The sequence below is a fragment of the Microbulbifer sp. ABM4_008 genome, assembly GCF_056311705.1.
Map to the genome: position 1 here is coordinate 2,558,950 of NZ_CM149970.1, position 23,016 is coordinate 2,581,965.

General features: G+C 45.8%; 11 protein-coding genes. 3 read left to right on the forward strand and 8 right to left on the reverse strand.

Annotated elements, in window-relative coordinates; all coding sequences use genetic code 11:
* Window positions 1–33 precede the first annotated feature (33 nt).
* From ACYX4J_RS11025 to ACYX4J_RS11035, 3 genes are all read right to left on the reverse strand, one after another.
* Window positions 34–2,904 carry a DUF3859 domain-containing protein gene (locus ACYX4J_RS11025; RefSeq protein ID WP_476178622.1) on the reverse strand — a complete coding sequence of 957 codons (2,871 nt, stop codon included), beginning with the start codon at window positions 2,902–2,904 and terminating at the stop codon, window positions 34–36.
* 6 nt (window positions 2,905–2,910) lie between these two features.
* Entirely contained in the window at window positions 2,911–3,456 is a 546-nt protein-coding gene (locus ACYX4J_RS11030; protein ID WP_476178623.1) for a hypothetical protein, read from the reverse strand.
* Between the two features lie 453 nt (window positions 3,457–3,909).
* Window positions 3,910–4,167, reverse strand: a complete 258-nt coding sequence (locus tag ACYX4J_RS11035; protein WP_476178657.1) for an RHS repeat-associated core domain-containing protein — start codon at window positions 4,165–4,167, stop codon at window positions 3,910–3,912.
* A gap of 652 nt (window positions 4,168–4,819) precedes the next feature.
* Here ACYX4J_RS11035 and csrA (ACYX4J_RS11040) point away from each other — a divergent pair.
* Window positions 4,820–4,990 (forward strand): carbon storage regulator CsrA, encoded by a 171-nt coding sequence (gene csrA, locus ACYX4J_RS11040; protein WP_282932962.1) that lies wholly within the window; start codon window positions 4,820–4,822, stop codon window positions 4,988–4,990.
* 461 nt (window positions 4,991–5,451) lie between these two features.
* Here the strand turns inward: csrA (ACYX4J_RS11040) and ACYX4J_RS11045 are convergent, their stop codons facing one another.
* Both ACYX4J_RS11045 and ACYX4J_RS11050 read right to left on the reverse strand, forming a co-directional pair.
* Entirely contained in the window at window positions 5,452–6,144 is a 693-nt protein-coding gene (locus tag ACYX4J_RS11045; RefSeq protein WP_476178624.1) for a hypothetical protein, read from the reverse strand.
* A gap of 347 nt (window positions 6,145–6,491) precedes the next feature.
* Window positions 6,492–7,625 (reverse strand): RHS repeat-associated core domain-containing protein, encoded by a 1,134-nt coding sequence (locus ACYX4J_RS11050; RefSeq protein ID WP_476178625.1) that lies wholly within the window; start codon window positions 7,623–7,625, stop codon window positions 6,492–6,494.
* Window positions 7,626–7,842: 217 nt separating this feature from the next.
* On the opposite strand from ACYX4J_RS11050, the gene ACYX4J_RS11055 reads away from it, so the two are divergent.
* The gene (locus ACYX4J_RS11055; protein ID WP_476178626.1) at window positions 7,843–8,730 is read left to right on the forward strand and encodes a transposase; all 888 of its coding nucleotides are present in this window, start codon (window positions 7,843–7,845) and stop codon (window positions 8,728–8,730) included.
* 436 nt (window positions 8,731–9,166) lie between these two features.
* Here ACYX4J_RS11055 and ACYX4J_RS11060 read toward each other — a convergent pair whose 3' ends face one another.
* Complete coding sequence (locus tag ACYX4J_RS11060) at window positions 9,167–9,478, reverse strand: hypothetical protein (protein ID WP_476178627.1); 312 nt, start codon at window positions 9,476–9,478, stop codon at window positions 9,167–9,169.
* Window positions 9,479–9,484: 6 nt separating this feature from the next.
* Window positions 9,485–11,629, reverse strand: a complete 2,145-nt coding sequence (locus tag ACYX4J_RS11065; RefSeq protein ID WP_476178628.1) for an RHS repeat-associated core domain-containing protein — start codon at window positions 11,627–11,629, stop codon at window positions 9,485–9,487.
* A gap of 867 nt (window positions 11,630–12,496) precedes the next feature.
* On the opposite strand from ACYX4J_RS11065, the gene csrA (ACYX4J_RS11070) reads away from it, so the two are divergent.
* Entirely contained in the window at window positions 12,497–12,676 is a 180-nt protein-coding gene (gene csrA / locus ACYX4J_RS11070) for a carbon storage regulator CsrA (RefSeq protein ID WP_476178629.1), read from the forward strand.
* An 849-nt stretch (window positions 12,677–13,525) separates the two neighbouring features.
* On the opposite strand, the gene ACYX4J_RS11075 is transcribed toward csrA (ACYX4J_RS11070), so the two are convergent.
* Entirely contained in the window at window positions 13,526–22,411 is an 8,886-nt protein-coding gene (locus tag ACYX4J_RS11075; RefSeq protein ID WP_476178630.1) for an RHS repeat-associated core domain-containing protein, read from the reverse strand.
* Window positions 22,412–23,016: the final 605 nt, after the last annotated feature.

Sequence of the window (23,016 nt, forward strand, 5' to 3'; positions counted from 1 at the left end):
CCTCTTCTATAAACACGTATCGAATGGGACATCTTAGAGTTCAGGAAAATAAGTTTGAAAAGTTTTTTCAAATAATTTTTTTCCATCAATATTAAATGCCTCGATTGTCCACTCTCCCTCGACCATCTCGTAATCATAGTCCATTATATAATAATAACCTAACTTTTTATTTAGCTCAGGAAAGATCATATCTTGGACAGAATTAATTATCTTACCGGTTGGGGTAGACAAATTAGGAGTAGTCCATTTTATCCGGGCAACAGTATATGTATTGTGATCCTCTTTCGAACCCGATCGAAAGATATAATTAACACCGAAACTCACATTTTTTCGAATTGGAATACGACTCGTAGACTTTTTTAAGGGGTATGGATACTCTCCTTTATCAAATTCACCAAACTCAATTGATGCAACTTCTGGATATAGTTGATCAGAGCCGATACTCTTGTAGTATTGACCTACCCTTTCAAGCTGATCTTTTGAAAAAGAAATGTTATCCATAACTTCTGCCATAATTTCTCTCTGCATATTCCAAATTTCTTTTTCAAAAAATTCTTGCCGATTTTTAGATAGGCTTTTGTTACTCAAGTCTTTTTCGGAAAATATTTTTTCAATACAGGCATCCAGATTCTTTTTTACTCCCTCACCTAAACATTGATACTTGGCCAAATCCAAGTAGGCCAGATGCGAGCCTGATGCTTCTGCTTTCTCAAATAGCTCGTAAACTTCTTCCTTAGTTTTCCCTGAAACGATTCCCTCATCATAAAGCTTCGCTAAAGCATAAGTGGCCTTTTCATTTCCTTGCCTAGCCGATTCTTGAAACCAATAGTTGGCTGTTTTAGAATCTAGCTTAGCATTCAAATAATGATCCCCAAGTCTATACTGAGACTCATCATGTCCTAGCTGAGCCGATTTATTAAGATAAACCAAGGCCTTATTACTATCTGGAGATATCCAGGCGCCCTGGCGGTATGAATTACTTAAAAACAATAAATCATCTGCTAGAATATTCGCGGCTTTCTCGCCTTTATCTTTAATAGAGAGTTTCCGGCGAAGAAAATCATCAATATAGGCATATTGGTGATATTCACCGTTCCAAGTAGAATGCCCATGCCCTACGCCATTATAGGGAATAAATTCAATGTCAGATTTCAATTTCTGCATTAAATAGCGCATTCTATTGGCTTGTTCAAAACCTGATATATCGTCTTCTTTACCCGCAATAATCAAAGTAGGAATACTTATATGATTAGCTAGGCGAAATGGTGAGTTCCTCGCTAGGGATTCATCCATTTCTCCAACAGTTCTGGAAACTGACTCCAGATAACCTTCCTGCATTTTCAAGTTACTGGCATTAAAAAGTAAAGGCAGATCATAAACACCATACATAGAAATAACGCAGTCATACTCTTCAGGCTGTTTGATCGCCAACATCATCGAAGAATAACCGCCATAACTTGTGCCGATAGTGCAGGTTTTCTGAAAGCTATATTCCTGCTTAGCCTTCGCAACAGCAGACATAACGTCATCCTCGATCAGCCTTCCCCACTGACCAACGGCTTCTTTATTGAATCTTTTCCCAAAGCCAATAGATCCACGGAAATTTACTTGAAGAACTGTATAACCGCGGTTAGCAAGAAACTGAACTTCTGGATTGTAAAATTGATATTCTCGAACACCAATTGGCCCCCCATGAGGGTACACCAATAAAACACCGTTACTATGCTTTGGGGGCGTGATGATAGATTCTATTATTTCACCATCACTTGAGCTCGATGCTAATGAAAAAGAAGGAACCAAGTCCTTACCATTAAATTCCGGATACAACTGATAAAGATGTCTAGCTTCCAAATTTTCAGTATCAAACAGATAGTAAGATCCTGGATCATCGGAGGCAAACACATAAGCTAAGCTTTTATTGTGCTCCGGAACCCTATCAATAATTGCAACTTGCTTTCCAGGAAGTGCCCTGTGAAACTTACCTTGTAAATCCCTGTATGCAGACTCAAAATATTCGGTCACCAGCCTTCCATGGTCAAAAAATGATACTGATGACAAGTTATTTTCTAGATCAAATAAAGCATTGACGAGATCATATTTTGGATGCTGATATAGTACATCTGAAAACTCTTTGCCCTTGATGTTATACTTGTAAAGGGATACCTTATCCGAGGCTGCATTACTTAATACAGCCAACACCTCCTCACCAAAATAACCCACCGGCCGAAACGTTTCAGACAAGTTAGCAGAAGAGTATAGTTGTTCCCATTTCTTTTCTCCTTCTGGAAGATGCCACACTATTATTAAGTCATCCTCTAGAGTTGTAGCTATCAAAGCATTGCTAGCTGCATCCCACGAATAGTTAATTACATTTTTTAGAGACTTCTTAAACAATGTGGCTTTAGATAACTTTCCATGCACAAGCTGCTGAGTTGATACAATATGTACTTGATAATAATCACCCATTTTCTTAGAGAAAAGCAGTTTATTCTTTTGTTTTACCAGAGGATCAACCAGCGCACCCCTTTCTTTGATATATAAAATATTAAAGTCGGGCTTTACACCTGAAAAATCAAAATAAACAAATCCATGCTTCGACTCCTTTATGACCTTATTAAAATATTTAAAATATACTGTTGACTCATCAACCCAATAATAGTCATTAAGGACTAGCTGGCCGGTATCAAATAGCAATATTGGATATTCTTCATTCCCCTCTGTATCCACCAATGCCAAATAATTTTTTGCTTTATTCATATGCCCCAGTAGGTACCGCGCATCAGGCCCTAGCTTTAAGGAAAGCACTTCTGGATTGCGAAAAAACAAATTTGCAGGCAAAGTTTCTGCAATATTGACAGAAGAAAATCCGATTAGGAAAACCAATAGAAGCAAGCACACTCTCATAATCTACTACTCCCCTTGTGTTTGCGCGACAATTTTAAAGAAATCATCTTTTCCTGGTCCAGCATACTGGATGTTTTTAATTTTTATAAGTTCTGGGAAACTCTCCTCGAGAAACTCTAGCGCTTCGGTAGAGCGGTTTTCAAGTTCTATACGAGCTCGGAACTGGAAAAGACTTTGATCGACTGCCAAATGACCAACATAACTAATAACACCTGGGTTAATCTGAAAAGACCAATATTCCTCATCCAAATCGTAAGAAAAAGCATAACCCAGAAAAATTTTATCAAACCTGTATTCGCCAGCAGGAGCTTTAAATAGAATATAATTACTACCCGAATGAAGATTCTCTCTGGAGAGGAAAAAATGCTTAGCTCCCTTTATTTTGATCTTGTCTAGATTAAAATTGGTATCTATCGCAACCAAAAGAAAACCTTCATCAAGATCCAGGCTGTTATTCTGGCCATCAACAATAGGTTTTACTGGGGTAATACAGCCACTGAGTTGAAAGAGCAACCATATACATATAATCAATCTAAAATTATTTATTTTCATACAAAACCTATTTTATACTCACCTTCATTCTCCATTCCTGAATAATTTTTCAGCAAATCAGCTTATATCAGGATTACCAAACGCATACAAAACTTATCTCAGAGAGCCAGGCAATGGTGCTTTGATCGTAGTCGAGCCGCGAAGCGCCCTCCCAGGAAACCCTGTTTAAAAATCACATTATTGATGAGAGGCCGCTGGACAATATCGATGCATTCAACACTCCGCCCGTTGCAACTATTCCCCCCAACACTAGCAAGAGCTCTTGCCCAACCATTCCATCGGTACCCAATAAGCTACCCGTAATACCCGATACAAGAGCGCTCTATCCTTAAATGCGATCAATCCGACTTGTCACAGTATTATGGTTCAGGGGACCTCCTCTCTTCTTCTTATCCTTTAGCGCCTTTTGTCCACTCTAAATTGCATGACCATCCTCATTCTTAGAGCATCCATTCAGTTTCTGTCAGGCCTCATAACCTTCGGCGAGTAACCCGTAGGATCAGTCGCCGCCAACGGATTATTCATCACATGGCTGTAAGTATTCAAGCTCTGGCTGTCCTGCGGATCCAAAATAATCGGGTCCAGGGAGAGGAAGCGGCCGAGCTGGTAATCATACACCTTGCCGCGTATATCAATCAGTTGTTGATCGTTCAGGTTGTGATGGCCGGTGAAGCCCTGATCGGTGGTGGTAAAGCTATCCAGGTGATTCAGCCCTTGGAAATCCCGACTTTGGCCGAAAGGGTTGTAGCTGCGGAACTGCCTTACAAAATCACTGTCGCCAGGCTGTAAGTTGGCATCAGTAAGGTTCCAATTTTAGCTGCAATTTTGAATAGGAAAGTGAGATTTTTATGGATGAAAAACCATAAAAAGATAGGCACGAAAATGATCTTATTGGATTTTATTCAGTTTGTTTTAGTGTCAAAGCTGCGTAAAATTGATAGATATTTATCGATATTTTGGCCGTAATTGAATAAACCTGCATAGGCTAGCGACCAAAAATTCAAGAAGTCCAAGAGTTTTCCAAAACCTATTTCTCAAAGGAGAACGGCAGCGTGACGTAAGAGTAAGTAAAAGACGCTGACCCAAGGTGCTACCAACACCAGGGGCCAGCTAACCAAATTGATAAGCAAGTATCAAAGTGGCTCAGTGGATAATACGCTAGAAACCCGCTCGTCTTCAATAAAGTGGAGTAGATTCAGAGGCTTGAAGAGATTCTTCAAGCTCTGGCAGCGTTGCGTCCGTCTTTTCTTCTTCTACGCCTACCGTTCTCGTGCACCGCCCTTTACTTCTGCCTCGTATTACTTACCAAGCATTCCCCATGCGGAAGATCTGCATATGATTTTAGTTTCTATAGGAAGTGACCATGTTGATTTTAAAACGTAAGACTGGCGAGAACTTGAGAATTGGAACCAATATCTCAGTTACAGTGCTGGAGGTTAAAGGCAATCAAGTGAAGGTTGGGATCAAAGCTCCCAAATCCCTTTCCGTTCACCGCGAAGAGATTTATGTGCGTATTAAAAGGAGCAGGAAGTGAGAAACTGAACATGCCGAAAGGACTGCCCTTTCGGCTGGATCACTATTTAGAACTAGTGGACGGGAGTGGTCGACATCTAGCCCCCAGAAAACGAGGTTATATTGCTGAAAGTACGCCACCCATCCTCTAACGACTAGGCATCTCACCAAAACACTGGCTATACCTCAACAGAAACTTTGAAAGTCGCTTTAAAGGATTGGTGGGATCAGTGGAGACAGTACAACAAGCCTGTATACAGCTCAATAAACGCTGGATGCATGGCATAGGCGACTATCGGCGCTTCCTTTCTGCAGCATCCTGCTAGTTACCATCCAACCTATCGATACTTCTCCTCCCGGCTTGTATCCAAACCGCGATTTTCCAACCCCAGGTATATTTTCTTATCTATCGGTGTTTAGGATTCGTTGGACATAACCATGAGGTGCTGGCAATTATAGAGATGCTTTGACACCTACCTTAGTCTATGGGTGTCCTGAATTAAAATTTTCAGCATTCATCTCAAAAAATAGATCATCCCAAATTCTATCTTTTAATACAGCTAAATCCTCTTCTGGAGGGATTCTTCTTTCAGAATTTTTCACAACTTCCCTACTAATTCTTTTGGTAGACTCTTTCCTGAGATCAAATAAAAACCTTACAGAGCGATCAAGTTCAGCATCGTTAATTAAGCCAATATAAGCAATATTAGCTTCCTTTTGCGGAGAACTAAAGCGAACAAATTCACAAGGAACATGACTGAGGCTCTGAAAATTTTCTTTAACTATCTTGCTTTCGACATAACTTGATTCATCAAGCACCTTGGCAAGTTGTGCAGCATCATCACCTGAAATTTTTTTAATTATTGGGCTCTCATACTTCGGGCTAACATAGATGGTTTTAAACTCACCATTTATTTCGAGAATACCAAAAAATTCATATGATGCCCTACCCGATACACCAGACTTCACAATTAACGATTTGTCAGGTTTACCGATATTTCGATCAATAAAGACTTCTGCCTCTTTAATTGTATAAAAATTATCAACCCAATTAGTGGCGCAAGATTGAGCGACTTTGGGTAATGCCTTAACACTACCGTCCCAGTGATTCTTTGATTCCAAGCAACCTGTAGAACATACAATTGCAAATGAAATTAATAGATTAGCCAATTTCACCTTAACAACCCTCCACACAGAATTGATTATTGTTATGTCTATAGTGTGTACGTATATATTTATATCCCAATTCTCTGCGAACTAGGTTGGTATGTCTTGTCGCCCATGTCTCTTGCCCAGGCAACCCCCTAACTGCAGCCCCTATCCGAGGTACACTGCTCCCAAACCAGTCTGAAGCAGCATTATTCCACGCGTGATAAAGTTCGTGAGAAAGTACCATGGTGGTGTTTGCATTTCTGAAAATATTCCCAGAAGTCACTATTGATTCAACATGGCTAGGGTCAAAATAAATAGTAGAATTTTTCCCGGACCACTCTCCTTCGGTAGCGAATACTCCTCTCCTATATTCAAATGTAATTTCCCCCCCCCGATGCTACAATTCCTTTAAGAATTTCAGCGCCTGCATCAGTGCCAGCTATTGTAGACAAACTCTTAGCTATTTCCTCCGCAAAACCCTCAGGGCCTACCGTTGTATATGAAAACTCAGAATCACCAACCTTAACCGAGCCTGTTTCTGTTACTCCGTTGCCACCACCTCCAACGTCCTTCCCTCCGTTGAAGCGAGATAAATTGGCAGAGGCTATATTTTCTACGCTACTCTGATCGGCCTGCCCCTCATCACTTGCCCCTCCAGATCGACTCCCCTCACCAGCAGTAAAAGTTGCACCCTGACCAGAATCACTAAGAACGGTAAAGCTGGTAACATTCCCATTACCATCCACTACTGCGGCAACCGTTTCTGTCCTCTTGATCCGGCTACCCGTTTTACTGATTTTCGCCTTGCCAATAACAACCTTCGATGCCTTCTGCCCACTCTCAGTTGTAGGATCATCTTCACTCTTAGAGCGCCCATTGTGCTTCTGCCCCGTATCACCTTTATTTTCCACATAACCTGTAGGGTCAGTCGCCGCTAACGGATTATTCATCACATAGCTATAGGCATTCAGGCTCTGGCTGTCCTGCGGGTCCAGAATAATCGGATCTGGAGAGAGGAAGCGGCCGAGCTGATAATCATACACCCTGCCGCGCATATGAATCAGCTTTTGGTCGTTCAGGTGGCGGTGGCCGGTGAAGCCCTGATCGGTTGTGTTAAAGCTATCCAAGTTGTCCTGCCCCTGGAAGTCCCGGCTTTGGCCGAAGGGATCGTAGCTGCGGAACTGCCGTACAAAATCACTATCTCCGGGTTGCAGGTTCGCATCAACAATGGTGGTGATACTGCCGAGGCGGTCTTGCAGTAGGATGCTTTGCTCTATGGTTTCGTTTTCACGGGTAATTACCAGGTAGCCACCGTGGGTGGTGCGCTCTTTGGTAGAGCTGCTGGTGGTGATCTCTTCGTAATTGCCGATATAGAGCGTGGTGGTGGTTTTACTGCCCTCTGTCTCTATTTTCTTATAGGCATCGATACCGGTGCCGTAGTAGTACTCGGTGACGATGCCATTGCGTTCAATACGATTGGCTTGGTTGTAGCTGTCATATCCCACACTGAGGCAGAAAAATTCTGGACACCCACAAAAGTCGTCGCTTTAAGTGCCACAAATATTGACACAGTAGAGATGCTGGGATCAAATACTGTATAAATATACATGCCGATAAAGATTCATGCCCTTACCTCGAAGCGCACAAGTCTCGTTAGACACCACTCCCTATTACCATTGCGTGTCCCGCTGCGTACGAAGGGCGTTTCTGTGTGGTAGAGATATGAAGTCTGGTAATGACTATGAGCATCGCCGCGAGTGGATTGAATCCAGAGTGCATAATCTAGCTTCAATCTTTGCCCTTGATATCGCTGCCTATGCAGTTATGAGTAATCACTACCATATCGTACTTTATATCGACAAAGAGAAAGCGCTGAATTGGCCGGATACCGAGGTCATTATCCGTTGGCAGAAACTATTCAAAGCTTCCAATTTGGCCCGTCGCTACCTTCAAGGGGACACTCTCGATCACTGTGAGATGAGAAAACTAAAGGAAGTCGTCGCTCTATGGCGAGATCGCTTGATGGATCTTAGCTGGTTTATGCGCTGTTTAAACGAGTCTATCGCCCGTCAGGCCAATGCCGAAGATAATTGTACAGGCCGCTTTTGGGAAGGTCGTTTCAAGTCCCAGGCTTTATTAGATGAAAGAGCTCTTGCTGCCTGTATGGCCTATGTCGACCTCAACCCTATCCGTGCCAATATGGCAAAAACACCAGAAGACTCTAATCATACCTCGATCCAGCAACGCATTCGTTCAGCAATCTCAGGTGAGCAGCCCAAAGACTTACTACCGTTTGCTGGCAATGAGCGCCTGAATATACCTAAAGGGCTTCCCTTTCAGTTGGATCACTATTTGGAGCTAGTGGACTGGAGTGGTCGACATCTAGACCCCAGAAAACGAGGTTATATTGCTGAAAGCACGCCACCCATCCTCAAACGACTAGGCATTTCACCAAAACACTGGCAATACCTCAACAGAAACTTTGAAAGTCGCTTCAAAGGATTGGTGGGATCAGTGGAGACAGTACAACAAGCCTGTATACAGCTCAATAAACGCTGGGTGCACGGTATAGGCGACTGTCGGCGCTTCCTTTCTGCAGCATCCTGCTAGTTACCACCCAATCTATCGATACTTCTCCTCCCGGCTTGTATCCAAACCACGATTTTCCAACCCCTAGTATATTTTCTCAGTCTTTCACTGCACCTTAACACTAAACCAGAAAGAAATAGTCGCTAGGGCTGGTACTAACAGCACCGCTCGCACCTCTCTCTAATCTTTGGGTGTCCAGGAAAAAAAAAAATATTTGAGTTACCATCCAGCCTATCGATACTTCTCCTCCCGGCTTGCATCCAAACCACGATTTTCCAGCCCCAAGTACATTTTCTCAGTCTTTCACTGCGCCTTAACGCTAAACCAGAAAGAAATAGTCGCTAGAGCTGGTACTAACAACACGGCTCGCACCTCTCTCTAATCTTTGGGTGTCTAGGATTTTTTCTCAATCTTTTGCCGATTTAGCTCGGCACACTGGGTGTCCAGGATGATTCCATCAATAATCAGGCTCAATTCCCTTCAAACTAGACTTAACATCAATAATTTCTCCATCCCTAAATCTGCAACCTACAAACTTATCAGTTACACCAAGATCTATCACCTGAATCAATAAATCTTCACCCTTCTCAAAGACCCCTACACTTGGGTATTTATAAGAAGAAATATCAATTTTTCTAAAACACCTGAAAAGTGAATCTGCATACTCCCCTGAAATAGAAAACTTAGGAAAATCAATTAAACTCTGCATGTTATCAGCCCAAGTAAAAGCTGATATGAGAAGTAATATGGCAACTGAAATTAATTTCATAAAGTATCATCCACAAGGCTGCATATTATATAGATTAAATCCGCCGCTCACACGACATACCGATCCATAACTCCCTGACGCCCTAAAAATAAGTTTTGACTTAGATTCAATCATATACATGACATGGTATCTTGAGTTCCCTATATCCGGATCCGAAAAACCAATAAATGATCCTCCCCTTTGAGGGTGCGTATGATAGTGAGCCCTACGTGTTGCTTCTTCAGGTATTCGGTTTAACATAAGTGGATTCCCACGAAGATGAATTCGGCCTCTTCCACCAACTATAGGTTTTGTATATCCATACCCACCTTCATCCTGAAAGATTGCTCCTCCAAGCTCAACATGGAGCCCATGGGAAATATCTGCAATCGCACTTAAGATTGCAATAGCGGCTGCCTCTCTACTTTTAAATCTAGCGGTCTCACTCAATACTCCCTTGTCATATAATTCATTTATTCGGGAAGACGCTTCTAATCTATCCTTTTGTAAAAGTGAAAACTCTTCGTCTGTTAAGTCCCCTTGCTTAGCGGGGTAAACGTTATTTTCTTTATGATTTTTATTTTCCTGTGAGTTTCCAAAATCGGCCTGCAAGTCAGTCCGACTTCCCTCACCAGCAGTAAAAGCCGCACCTTGTCCATCACCCTGTGTCCCTCCCTGACCAGAATCACTAAGAACGGTAAAGCTGGTAACATTCCCATTACCATCCACTACTGCGGCAACCGTTTCTGTCCTCTTGATCCGGCTACCCGTTTTACTGATTTTCGCCTTGCCAATAACAACCTTCGATGCCTTCTGCCCACTCTCAGTTGTAGGATCATCTTCACTCTTAGAGCGCCCATTGTGCTTCTGCCCCGTATCACCTTTATTTTCCACATAACCTGTAGGGTCAGTCGCCGCTAACGGATTATTCATCACATAGCTATAGGCATTCAGGCTTTGGCTGTCCTGCGGGTCCAGGATTATTGGATCTGGAGAGAGGAAGCGGCCGAGCTGGTAATCATACACCCTGCCGCGCATATGAATCAGCTTTTGGTCGTTCAGGTGGCGGTGGCCAGTAAAGCCCTGGTCGGTTGTGTTAAAGCTATCCAGGTTGTCCTGCCCCTGGAAGTCCCGGCTTTGGCCGAAGGGATCGTAGCTGCGGAACTGCCTGACAAAATCACTATTCCCGGGTTGCAGGTTGGCATCGACGATGGTGGTGATACTGCCGAGGCGGTCTTTTAACAGGATGCTCTGTTCTATGGTGTCGTTTTCACGGGTAATTACCAGGTAGCCACCGTGGGTGGTGCGCTCTTTGGTAGAGCTGTCGGTGGTGATCTCTTCGTAATTGCCGATATAGAGCGTGGTGGTAACGTCGCTTCCTTGGGTTTCTACTTTCTTATAGGCATCGATTCCGGTGCCGTAGTAGTACTCAGTCACTATGCCATTGCGTTCGATACGATTGGCTTGGTTGTAGCTGTCGTATCCCACACTGAGGCCATCGATGCCGGTGATCAGGTTGCCGGCGTTGTCGTAAACCAGGCTGTGGCTTTGGCCATCAGTGGTGGTGACTTGACGTACGGCGTGGGGACCGGCATTGCCGCCGGCACTTCTGGCACTGTTGCCGTAGCTCACGCTGGTGGCGTAGTCGCTTTTTGAAGTGAGATTACCGACGGCGTCGTAGGTGTAGTTTACGCTGCGGTCGTACTGGGGGTAGTCACTGGATGTAACAGTCTGGCTTTCCAGGCGGTGTAGCGTGTCGTAGCTGTAGGCGTAATCCAAGCCGTTGTGCTGGTGGGCTTCACCGGTAACGCTGCCCCAGGCGTTGTGGCGGTAGTCGATGGATTGGATCTGGTCCGATTGCAGGCAATTAACACCGCCGGCACAGATACCATCGATTATATCGCTGCCGGAATAGCGGTTAATCTTTTGCTCAATACCGCCCATAAACTGTTGGATCACCGGGGCACCGCTGGCGGTGGCGGTGGCGTCGGTCAGTGTCCAGGTGGTGACCCAGCTTTGATCCGCTTGATAGTGCTGGTGCTGGTAGGCGTAGCCGCGGTTGTTATAGCGGCTTCGGAAGATTTCCCCATCGGCAGCGCGGGTGACGGTGGGCCGGTGGTAAGTGGTATCCCAGGCGGTTTTTTCCAGGAAGACTTTTTCTTCGTCGATCACCGTGTAAGTAGCAGCCGGATGGTAGGTGCCCGGCTGGTATTCGAACAGGCGGATATAGTCTTCATTGCGGGCTTCGGAAGTTAATAGTCCGTTAAGGCCACCCTGGTCGTACGAACGGACAACAGCATCATCGTTATTGATGGTACCAATAACCCGGCCGAGCTTATCGTAGAAGGTGTCGGTGATGCGGTTATTAGCATCGGTGCTGACAATACGCTCGCCGAAGGCGTTGTATTCAAAACTGCTGCGGCCGCTATTGAGACATTAATAATTTTTATTTTTTTAACGCTGTTTTTTAAATCAGAGAAGGTTCCAATTTAAGCTGCAATTTTTAATAGGAAATTGAGATTTTTATGGATGAAAGGCCGTAAAAATATAGGCACGAAAATGATCTTATTGGATTTTATTCAGTTTGTTTTAGTGTCAAAGCTGCGTAGAATTGATAGATATTTATCGATATTTTGGCCGTAATTGAGTATGCCTGAATAGGCTCGTAGCCAAGAGATCAAGAAATCCAAGAGTTTTAAAACCCATCTCTCAAAGGAGAACGGTAGCGTGACGTAAGAGTAAGTAAAAGGCGCTGACCCAAGGTGCTACCAACACCAGGGGCCAGCTAACCAAATTGATATCTAACCTATCAAAGTGGCTCAGTGGATAATACGCTAGAAACCCGCTCGTCTTCAATAAAGTTGAGTAGATTCAGAGGCTTGAAGAGGTTCTTCAAGCTCTGGCAGCGTTGCGTCCGTCTTTTCTACTTTTACGCCTACCGTTCTCGTGCACCGCCTCTCATTTCCATCACACATTACTTACTAAGCATTCCCATCGCGGAAAATTCGTACATAGTTTTAGTCTCTGTAGGAAATGAATATGTTGATTTTAAAGCGTAAGACTGGCGAGAACTTGAGAATTGGAACCAATATCTCAGTTACAGTGTTGGAGGTTAAAGGCAATCAAGTAAAGGTTGGGATCAAAGCTCCCAAATCCCTTTCCGTTCACCGTGAAGAGATTTATGTGCGCATCAAAAAGGAACAGAAAGTGAGCACCTGAATGTGCCTAAAGGGCTGCGCTTTCAGTTGGATCATTACTTGGAGCTAGTGGACTGGAGTGGTCGGCATTTAGATCTAAAAAATGAGATTATATTGTCGACAATACTCCTCCCATCTTCAAGCGGCTGGGCGTCTCTCCAAAACACTGGCTATAGCTCAACAGAAACTTTGAAAGTCGCTTTAAAGGATTGGTGGGATCAGTGGAGGCAGTACGACAAGCCTGTACTTGCTGAACAAACGCTGGGTGCACGGTTTGCACGATTGCCAGCGTTTTCTTTCCGGAAATCACACCTAGTTGAACTCGCTCAACATCAGTGAGCTGATTTTTGCCCACCTAGATATTCAACATATCCAAAGTACTCCAACACTCACTATTGACGCTTCCGAGCCACCTTTTTGAGGCCATAGCCACATAACCATGGAGTGAAGGTGATTATCGAGGTGCTTTGACACATACCTTAGTCTATGGGTGTCCTGAATTTGAACAATCAAAGAAGAAAAATCCGTCAAGGAGGCATCTTCATCTCAGCTAGCACCTCTCCCTCAACTTATGGGTGCCCTGAATAATCTCCTTCCTGAATAATTTTAGATCAGTTAAATAAAAAGCCCCGCCGGGGTTACCAGCAGGACTTTTTTAAAAGTTAATTATTTTCGCATTTTTTCATCAATCGCAAAAAATGCTCTGAAGACAGCATTCCTAAAAATAGATATAACACCCATAAAAAATACATCTTTGACACAACTGTAAAAAAAGTCATTCCCGCTTCGTAAAACATTAAATACTGACCACTAATGCCAATTACCAAAGTAAATACAGGTATCAGTAATCTAGCTAGAATCACATTATCCATCAGGGCACCTTAACTGAACTTGGAGATCTAAACGTTCCTGGAAATGGAGTTCGCCTAAAGCCCGCAGCAGGGAGTCTAAAAACAACCTGTGTACTTTGCGCACCTTGCAATCTTGCTAAGAACGCACTATTCCATCTTGTCGCATACACTCCCGTACCATATAGACCCCTCGATGCATTAATCACCCCTGACGAGGTAATCGAAGCAGCAGCTGTCGAAGACGTAAAGTGGTATACATATTTGGGCGCCTGATAAGCCCTTAAAAAAGGAATAATTACAGCTTCCCAAAAAACAGGTTTTCCCGCACCGGTCGCTATCGGATTAATTAACGTCCCAGTATTAGAGTCAAAATCATAGGCTGTCGTACCATCTACGCTGACTGTATTACCAAACGGCCCGACTTCAACAGTAACTGGATCACCATTTTCATCAAAATAGGTTCCTGGCACCGGAGAAAAATTACCGGTCGGCCCCTCTTGTGTACCATCACCTGAATCGGCAACAGCAGAAGCACCTCCCTCAGGTTGAGACTGATTAGCAGCAGTTACATCCCCCCCGCTACTCTGCCCATCAGCCTGACTCTCCTCACTTGCCCCTCCACTGCGGCTACCCTCACCTGCACTAGTAATAGCCTCTTGCCCTACGGTTATAGAGGAGACCGATATACTGCCCCCACTACCTGATACATCAGTTTTCTGCCCTTTACTGCGATCAATCCTACTCGCCGCAGTGTTATGGCTCGGGGGACCTCTTCTCTTTTTCTGACTTTTTAATGCTCTCTGCCCACTCTCAGTAGTAGGATCATCCTCACTCTTAGAGCGCCCATTGTGCTTTTGCCCCGTATCACCTTTATTTTCCACATAACCCGTAGGATCAGTCGCAGCCAATGGATTATTCATCACATAGCTGTAGGCATTCAGGCTCTGGCTATCCTGTGGGTCCAAAATAACCGGGTCTGGTGAGAGGAACCGGCCAAGCTGGTAATCATACACCCTGCCGCGCATATGAATCAGCTTTTGGTCGTTCAGGTGGCGGTGGCCAGTGAAACCCTGATCCGTTGTGGTAAAGCTATCCAAGTGGTCCTGCCCTTGGAAGTCCCGACTTTGGCCGAAGGGGTCGTAGCTGCGGAACTGCCGTACAAAATCACTATCTCCGGGTTGCAAGTTCGCATCGACAATGGTGGTGATACTGCCGAGGCGGTCTTGCAGTAGGATGCTCTGCTCTATGGTGTCGTTTTCACGGGTAATTACTAAGTAGCCACCGTGGGTCGTGCGCTTTTTGGTGGAGCTGCTGGTGGTGATCTCTTCGTAATTGCCGATATAGAGCGTGGTGGTAACGTTGCTCCCTTCTGTCTCAACCTTCTTATAGGCATCGATACCGGTGCCGTAGAAGTACTCAGTCACTATGCCATTGCGTTCGATACGATTGGCTTGGTTGTAGTTGTCGTATCCCACACTAAGGCCATCGATGCCGGTAATCAGGTTGCCGGCGTTGTCGTAAACCAGGCTGTGGCTTTGGCCATCAGTGGTGGTGACTTGACGTACCGCGTGGGGACCGGCATTGCCGCCGGCACTTCTGGCACTATTGCCGTAGCTCAGACTGGTGGCGTAGTCGCTTTTTGAAGTGAGATTACCGACGGCGTCGTAGGTGTAGTTTACGCTGCGGTCGTACTGGGGGTAGTCACTGGATGTAACAGTCTGGCTTTCCAGGCGGTGTAGCGTGTCGTAGCTGTAGGCGTAATCCAAGCCGTTGTGCTGGTGGGCTTCACCGGTAACGCTGCCCCAGGCGTTGTGGCGGTAGTCAATGGATTGGATCTGTTCCGATTGCAGGCAATTAACACCGCCGGCACAGATACCATCGATGATATCGCTGCCGGCATAGCGGTTGATCTTCTGCTCAATACCGCCCATAAACTGTTGGATCACCGGGGCACCGCTGGCGGTAGCGTCGGTCAGCGTCCAGGTGGTGACCCAGCTTTGATCCGCTTGATAGTGTTGGTGCTGGTACGCGTAGCCGCGGTTGTTATAGCGGCTGCGGAAGATTTCCCCATCGGCGGCACGGGTGACGGTGGGCCGGTGGTAAGTGGTATCCCAGGCGGTTTTTTCCAGGAAGGCCTTGGCTTCGTCAATCACCGTGTAAGTAGCCGTCGGATGATAAGTGCCCGACTGGTATTCAAACAGGCGGATGTACTCTTCGTTGCGGGCTTCGGTGGTTAAGAGCCCGTAGTGGCCATTCTGGTCGTACAGCTTGGCAATGGTATCGCCATTGTTGACCGTGCCGGTAACCCGGCCGAGCTTGTCATAAAAGGTGTCGGTGATGCGGTTATTGGCATCGGTGCTGACAATACGCTCGCCGAAGGCGTTGTATTCGAAGCTGCTGCGGCCGCTGTTGGGGTCGTCCACGGCGGTAACTTCACCGAAGCCGTTGTATTCGTAGCGAATATCATTAGTTGCTGCGTCGACTAAAGACACCAATCGGCCGGCACCATCGTAGCGGTAGTAGGTCTTGCCGCCTTTGGCGTCTTGGGTGTAGACCAGCTTTTTGTTCGCGGCAAAAGCCTTAAACATGGAGAGACTGGCCCCATCACCATTAACGACATCGACGGCTACCCCTGTGCGGCTATAGGTGTAGGTGGTGGTAAAGCTGAGCGGGTTGCTGTAGCGCTCGTGCTTTCCGGCCCGGTTCATATCGTCAAACTCAGACCAGGTTTCATAGGTAGTAGTGGCGCCATCGTAGTGCGGTTCTTCCGTACGAACCAAATTGCCGCGCTGATCGTACGCTTTACTGGCAACCACAGTGCGTCCATCGAAGCCCAGGGTTTCAGTGCGAAGGGTGCGGCCGAGGCTGTCCAGGTATTCGGTTACCGGTGGGCTGCCCAGACTCCAGGTGACGGATTTTTGCAGGGCATTCTGCGGACAGGAGGCATCACACCAAGAGCGACGGCTTTGGGTGGTGGGGGCCGCATCGGAGGTGACCGTGAGCGGTTGGCCAAAGTCGTTCAGCGTGGTATCCGCTTGGCGATTCAGGGGGTCGATGGTCGAAACTACAGTACCAAACCAGGGGTTGGTGGTTTGATAGCTCCTTGTGCCACTACCCCATTCGTTGTTGTACGTCGATTCAACAAAATAACCTTCGGAGTCGTAAACGTTGGTAGCAACCCGGTTTGCGTCACTGCCACCCTGCTTGGTGGAGCTTAATACATTGCCGTATTGATCAAAGCTCAGTACTACCGCTTTGGTAAGGGTACTGCCACTGGCGGTAATTTCGGTGCGTTTGGGCGCACAGTTTTCGAAGCTGCTAAAATCACTGCGAACATCCTGATCTGTTGTGTTAAGGCTACCAACCCCCACATCGTAATTATTGCGCTGGCTAACCACCTGGGTATAAACCGGGGTGTTGCGACAGCTAGCTGAAGTAGAAAATTCGCTGGTGGTGGTTTGGCTTGATCGGCCGTAGGGGTCCACTTCTACAAGTATCGCTTCAACCTGATTGCCCAGGCTGTCGTAGTCACTGGTGTTGGTGACAGTAGCGGCAAGGCCATTATCCACGATTTCATATTCTTTGGTGGTGTCGCCAGTAGTGCGTGGCAGATAGGTGCCACTGGGCTGGCCAAAGCTATATTTTTTACTGTCGACCTGGTAATCGAAGAACAGAATATCATCGCCACTGTACTGCTGGCGGCTTTCCAGTATGCCGGTATAGGGGAATGCCTGATAGAAGGTACTTATATCCCGGTTGCCGGTGGTCATTTCCTCGCGGGCAATTTCCCGGAAGCCGGCAAAGCCCCTGCCCTCCAGATGTGCGACGGCGCCCTTATAGGTGTAGCGCTCTTCATTAAAACCACCAATACCATTGTCGGATGCCACACTTTTAACGATCCGCATGCCGTTAATAAAGTTGGTATAGGGGTGCGATTGGGTCTCGGCATTGGGGGTATAGATGCGCTCGCCGGTATCGTGTTGCGATACCAGGGTGGCGTAGTTGATGCGGTGCCGTTCGATACGCTCACCGGCCAATTTGATCCCGGTCACCAGGTCATGCTGGCTGCGATTACCAAGATACAGATACACGCCGGGAGTTGGGCCACGGTATGTATAAGTCTTGCCGCTGGCACCGAGATAGGCACCGTAATCCGTTACCCCATCGCCATTCACATCTGCCTGGAATAGATTTTCCTGGTGAGATTGAATACCAAGATTCTGCTCGGTATAGCTGAGGCCATTCTCGTCATAGGTGGCGATATAGGCAGACCACTCGTGGACATCGTACTGTACGGGCGCCGCTTCAAGCTCCGTATCAATGTTGCAGGGATTATTTTCGTAGGCGCCGTTATCACACAGGGCTTTAGCCGCGATACCGCTCGGTGCCATTAAGTCTTCAATACCATCGTGGTTGATGTCAACGGCAAAAGCCAGGTGGTTCCAGGAGTAGGCACCGTTGGATGTGTTACCAGCCATCGTTCGTATAGAGGCAAATTCCTCCAAGCCGGTACTGGTAAAACTGGTAAAGGTGCCATCCCCTTTATTGAGGGCGTAATACCATTCGTACTCAAGGTTATTGGGCGAGCTTAAGGCCAAAAGGTCCTGGAGGCCGTCTCCATTTACATCTGCCCATTTAATGGTGGTGCGGCCATCAGAGTAACGATCTCCAACCAGGCCAGATACTGTGGTCGTGCGCTCTGCACTGACAGACCAGCTTCCATTACTGTCAGTGACTTTATACCAGTAAATTTTATTATCTGACTTTAACAGAGAGGCATTAACAAGAACGTCCTTAACACCGTCGCCGTCCAGGTCCCGCATACTAATGGCACCGTGGGCTCCCGCTTCAAATTGAGCCTGCTTTACCAAATTGCCAGATACGTTTCGATAGAGGTTATAGGTATATTTGAAACTACTGAGCTTCTCATCCGGCATTAGAATATCGATGGCACCGTCGCCATCGATGTCAGACGCTGCACTTTCACAGAAATTGGCCATTGCCCGTGCCGCAGGGTTAGCGGGAATCGCTACTGCGTATTCACACTGGGACTGAATGCCCGTATCAATAACCTTAAAGCTGGAGCTGTTGGAATCCCAGGTTGCGTACTTCAGTTTTTTATCACTGGTGGTAAACAGTAAATCATCACGGCCATCCAGATTGATATCGATACGGGATTCATCAAACTGGTTGGACAAACTCTTAAGATCATTAATTTCCGGATAGTCTACCCACTGTTGCTCAGAGGAAAGGTAGATTCCCTGATCCCGTGCCCAGATATCAAATAGGCCATCGCCATCAAAATCCCGTCCACCCACGGCCTGGGTAGCCAGGCCATCTTCGTGCTCAACAAAGTTCGGCTCAATATCAACGGCGGGAATATCCGAGCCTAACAGGGACTCTTCCTGCCCCCATTCAATATCATTCACCGTACAATTTGAGCTGGTCGGGCAGTAACTCAAGCTAACAAGGCGATCAATCGCACTATCATTAGCATAATCAAAGCGATATTCGTGGCCAGCCACTCCATCAATGTAAATTCTTAATTTCTCAAGGCGGCTTGCGCTTACAACCTCTCCTCCGCGAACAAACTGGTTGCGGTAACGGTTGGCAGTTTCATAGATAAAATCTACTTCCCTACTACCATAAGTTCCTTGGTAGCCAGTGTAATAAATTGCATCCAAACGGTGCTCACCGCTGATCGTTTGGTACTTCCAGGCAATGTTGTTACCAAAAGCATCTTCTTGCCAAGCCTGCTTCCAAGCCATAGGAACCGAAATGCCACTGGGAACAAATACCGCATTATTGCCTCCACCAAACGTCAGAATTTGGTTGTTTTTCGTCTCTACTTCAAAGTATGAGGAACTTGAACTTATTGCTCCCCCCTTTTGAGTAATCTTACTGCCATCATAGATTTCAGTGGCATAAACAGCCCCAGATTGCCCATACGAACCCGATACCAAAATCAAGCGCTGGCCGTTAAGACAGAGCTTATCGCTGGAATCAAACTGAACAGGTGTTGACTTACCGTCAACTGCAAAGGTTTTCTGGCAACGGCTCACCGCACCACCAGTACCTATTGACCAACCAAAGCCGAGATTGCCATGCCCGGACTGGCTGCTATAGCTCGCGCTAAGTCCAGGCGCCATACCATTTCTGCCTGGGGGCAATGCGACAGGGAAACTGTAATTTACCGCACCACCATTAACAGAGATATTGCCCTCCCAAATGGCAACACTCTCATCAGATAGGATACTGAAGGTGCTATCTTGGGTAGCAGCTGCCAGTGCGGCCAGGTTTTCTTCAGAGGCATCGAAGTCAAAGATATAAGCCATCACTTCATCGGAAAACGCCGAGCAATAATCATTCATATCAGAAAGGCAGGCGGCCAACTGGTACTTCTGGTATCCATTAGAGGCACCAGACAAGGTATGGCTATTTCCACTTAGGGGGCCTGGGTCTGCAAAGTTAGTATCAGTGGAGCTGATAAGCTTGAAGTAGTCAGAATCACCGGCAGCCTCACCCCACCACAGCTCAACTTCGCCATCTTTACCGATATGATTTACAAACAGCTCTGGAGCCTCAGGTTTTTCATAGACCTCAACATCAACCTGACTCCAAGGGCCGGGGCCGGAGTCATTGCGAGCACGAACCTGGAAGGTGTATGTCCCTGAGTTGGATAAGGTTACGGAGTCCCCATTGTTGATAGAGGTCCAGCCGCCTGTGCTCTTATACTGAAGCTCATAGGAATCAACATGTACATTCGTTAAAGGAGTGTATGACGCGGTAACTGATTCATTTTGCCATTTTTTTGTGGCGCTAACGCTGAGTTCCACCGTCGTTGGAAGCGGTAATGTCACCTCAACATCTATTGAACCAACATCAAAATAATCAAATTCAGAGCCGTCACCACTGACATCAACAAGTTGTTTTATCTGATAGTGATAAGTGCCATTTTTGATTTTTACGTAGTCTTTACTTCTTGAAACCTTACTTGCCGAAGTTTCGTTAGAAACTCCGCTATATGTCTCAGTTATTATAAAGTTATGCCCATGATCTTCATTCACAGGCAACCAGCGAAGCGTGTAATTTCCTTCTGATGGTGATGGTTCCACCATTATGTCTGTAGAAGTTACAGTGACAATATTTGAAACACCGCCACATCCTGCGGCATTACAAGCTGACACGCGGTAAGAATAGCTTCCTGACTTAACAATACTCAGTACATCCTGAGTAATCCCAATGTCTACTCTTTCTCGTTCAGACCAAGAATCACTGCCATACTTTTCTTCAATTTTATACTCATCGAAAGAACCACTGGTAGGTGGATTCCAGTTCAATGTCACACTGGATGTGACTTGTGGCGCAGAGGAAGAAAGCCCGCTAACTGCACTGGGCAAATGGAGCACAGAAAATGCTGCACTTGTTTTAGCGCTACCACACCCCGTGTCATTACAGGCTTTTACCTGATACTGGTATTGCGCCTCTTCTTGTCCGCTAAATTCCTTTGAACGACTTGTACCGTTGTTTATCCAGCTTCCCCAGCTGCCATCTTTTTGCTGCCGATATTCATAATGAGCAACAGTACCAGAAGCCACTTCCCACTCGACAGTGTAAGAGCCACTGGTATTGTAGGCACTCGGCACACTAATCGAGTCAGTCACTCCCGGTATTTTCAGCACATTAAAGGAACTACTGGTTTTACTGCTGCCACACCCAGAGTCATTACAAGCCCGAACCTGGTATATATATGTACCGTCTCCAATTCCCGTGAAGGAGTTAGACCTATCTGTACCCACATCAACCCAGTTACCCCAGGTGCCATTCTGTGATTGGCGATACTGATAGTAGTTCACGATGCCACTGGCTACTCCCCAGCTAATACTGAATGCACCATCAGTATCAGTTGAAGACGGCACCGTAATCGAGCTTGGTGCCCCAGGTAAAGGAACTGTAACCGTTACTGATACCGGGTAGCCCAGTGAATATTCCTTTCTGACAAATTCAGCAAGTGACGAATCATAGGTTTCACCTATTGCATATACTTGATAGTCGTAAGTACCATTTCTAGTTTTACTAAAGGTTTTTGAGAGAACAATTGTATCCTCCGAATATTCAGTTTCTACATTATTGAATGTTTCAATAACTTTGTAGCTAAACTTAACATTCGGGTGGACTGCCCAGCTGACAGTATAATTTCCCTCCGATGACGAAGGGTTAACCATAATATACTTTGCTTCTACTGTGATTGTATTTGAAACACTGCCGCAACCTGCAGCGTTACAGGCTGATACTCGATAGGAAAGACTACCCGAGAAATCAGTGTCCAGTGTTTCTTGCGTGGTTCCAGAACCTACTCTCTCTGCCTCAGACCATGAGCCACTGTTAAATTTTTGTTCGATTTTATATTCATCAAAAGATCCACTAGCAGGTGGATTCCAGCTTAGGGTCACACTGGAAGTCACTTGTGTCGTGGAGGGAGAGAGCCCGCTAACCGCGCTGGGCAGATAGAGTACAGAAAAAGATCCACTGGTTTTGGAGCTACTACAGCCTGTGGCATTACAAGCTCTCACCTGATATTGGTATTGTTCTTCGGCCTGCCCAGAAAAAGATTTGGTGCGACTAGTGCCATTGCTAGACCAGCTTCCCCAACTTCCCCCTTTCTGCTGTCGATATTGGTAATATTCAACAGTCCCCGAGCTTGTTCCCCATGTAACATTGTAAGACCCTGAAGTGTTATACCCACTGGGAGCACTTATAGAGCTGGGGGTACCGGGCTTTTTTAGTACAGAAAAAGAACTACTGGTTTTGCTGCTGCCGCACCCGGACTCGTTACAACCTCTAGCCTGATATTTATAAGTTCCATCATCCATACCACTAAAGGATTTGGATCTACTTGAGCCCATTCCAACCCAACTGCCCCAACTGCTATTTTTTGACTGTCGGTACTGATAATAGTCAACAATTCCACTCGACGAAGTCCAGCTAACGCTATATGAACCATCTGTGTCAGTTGAGGAAGGGACGCTAATTGATCCGGGAGTCCCCGGCTTTGGTATGGTAACAACTACAGAAACGGGATTTCCAGCAGAGTAATCTTTCGGAAAATGCTCACCTAAAAGAGGGTTATAGTATTCGCCCCTGGCATATACTTGATATGTATAAGTGCCATTTTCATATTTTGTGAAGCTTTTGGAGTGGGTGCTCGCACTTACTGAATAAGTAGTATCAGAGCCATTGTGGCTTTCAACAATCTTGTATGAAAATTCTGCATCGGGGTGAGCATCCCAGCTAAGCGTAAAGCTTCCAGTTGATGTGCTGGATGAAATCCTAACTGTTGAAGCTGAATGTGCATATACTGAAACCATCATAAGCCAAAGAATGGTTACTGCCCGTAAAATGCTCATCCCTACTACCCTTCCATCCACATAATTTTGAGTGGGCGGAATATACCTTAGGGCTATAATCGATTCTATTAGTTAATAAAAATAATTAGCCTTACAGTGAACAA

What these genes read in the sequence shown, in the direction of transcription:
- ACYX4J_RS11030 (WP_476178623.1), bottom strand. Translation starts at nt 3,456, where the DNA reads ATGAAAATAAATAATTTTAGATTGATTATATGTATATGGTTGCTCTTT.
- ACYX4J_RS11025 (WP_476178622.1), bottom strand. Translation starts at nt 2,904, where the DNA reads ATGAGAGTGTGCTTGCTTCTATTGGTTTTCCTAATCGGATTTTCTTCT.
- ACYX4J_RS11060 (WP_476178627.1), bottom strand. Translation starts at nt 9,478, where the DNA reads ATGAAATTAATTTCAGTTGCCATATTACTTCTCATATCAGCTTTTACT.
- ACYX4J_RS11055 (WP_476178626.1), top strand. Translation starts at nt 7,843, where the DNA reads ATGAAGTCTGGTAATGACTATGAGCATCGCCGCGAGTGGATTGAATCC.
- csrA (WP_476178629.1), top strand. Translation starts at nt 12,497, where the DNA reads ATGTTGATTTTAAAGCGTAAGACTGGCGAGAACTTGAGAATTGGAACC.
- ACYX4J_RS11075 (WP_476178630.1), bottom strand. Translation starts at nt 22,411, where the DNA reads ATGGGCTCAAGTAGATCCAAATCCTTTAGTGGTATGGATGATGGAACT.
- csrA (WP_282932962.1), top strand. Translation starts at nt 4,820, where the DNA reads ATGTTGATTTTAAAACGTAAGACTGGCGAGAACTTGAGAATTGGAACC.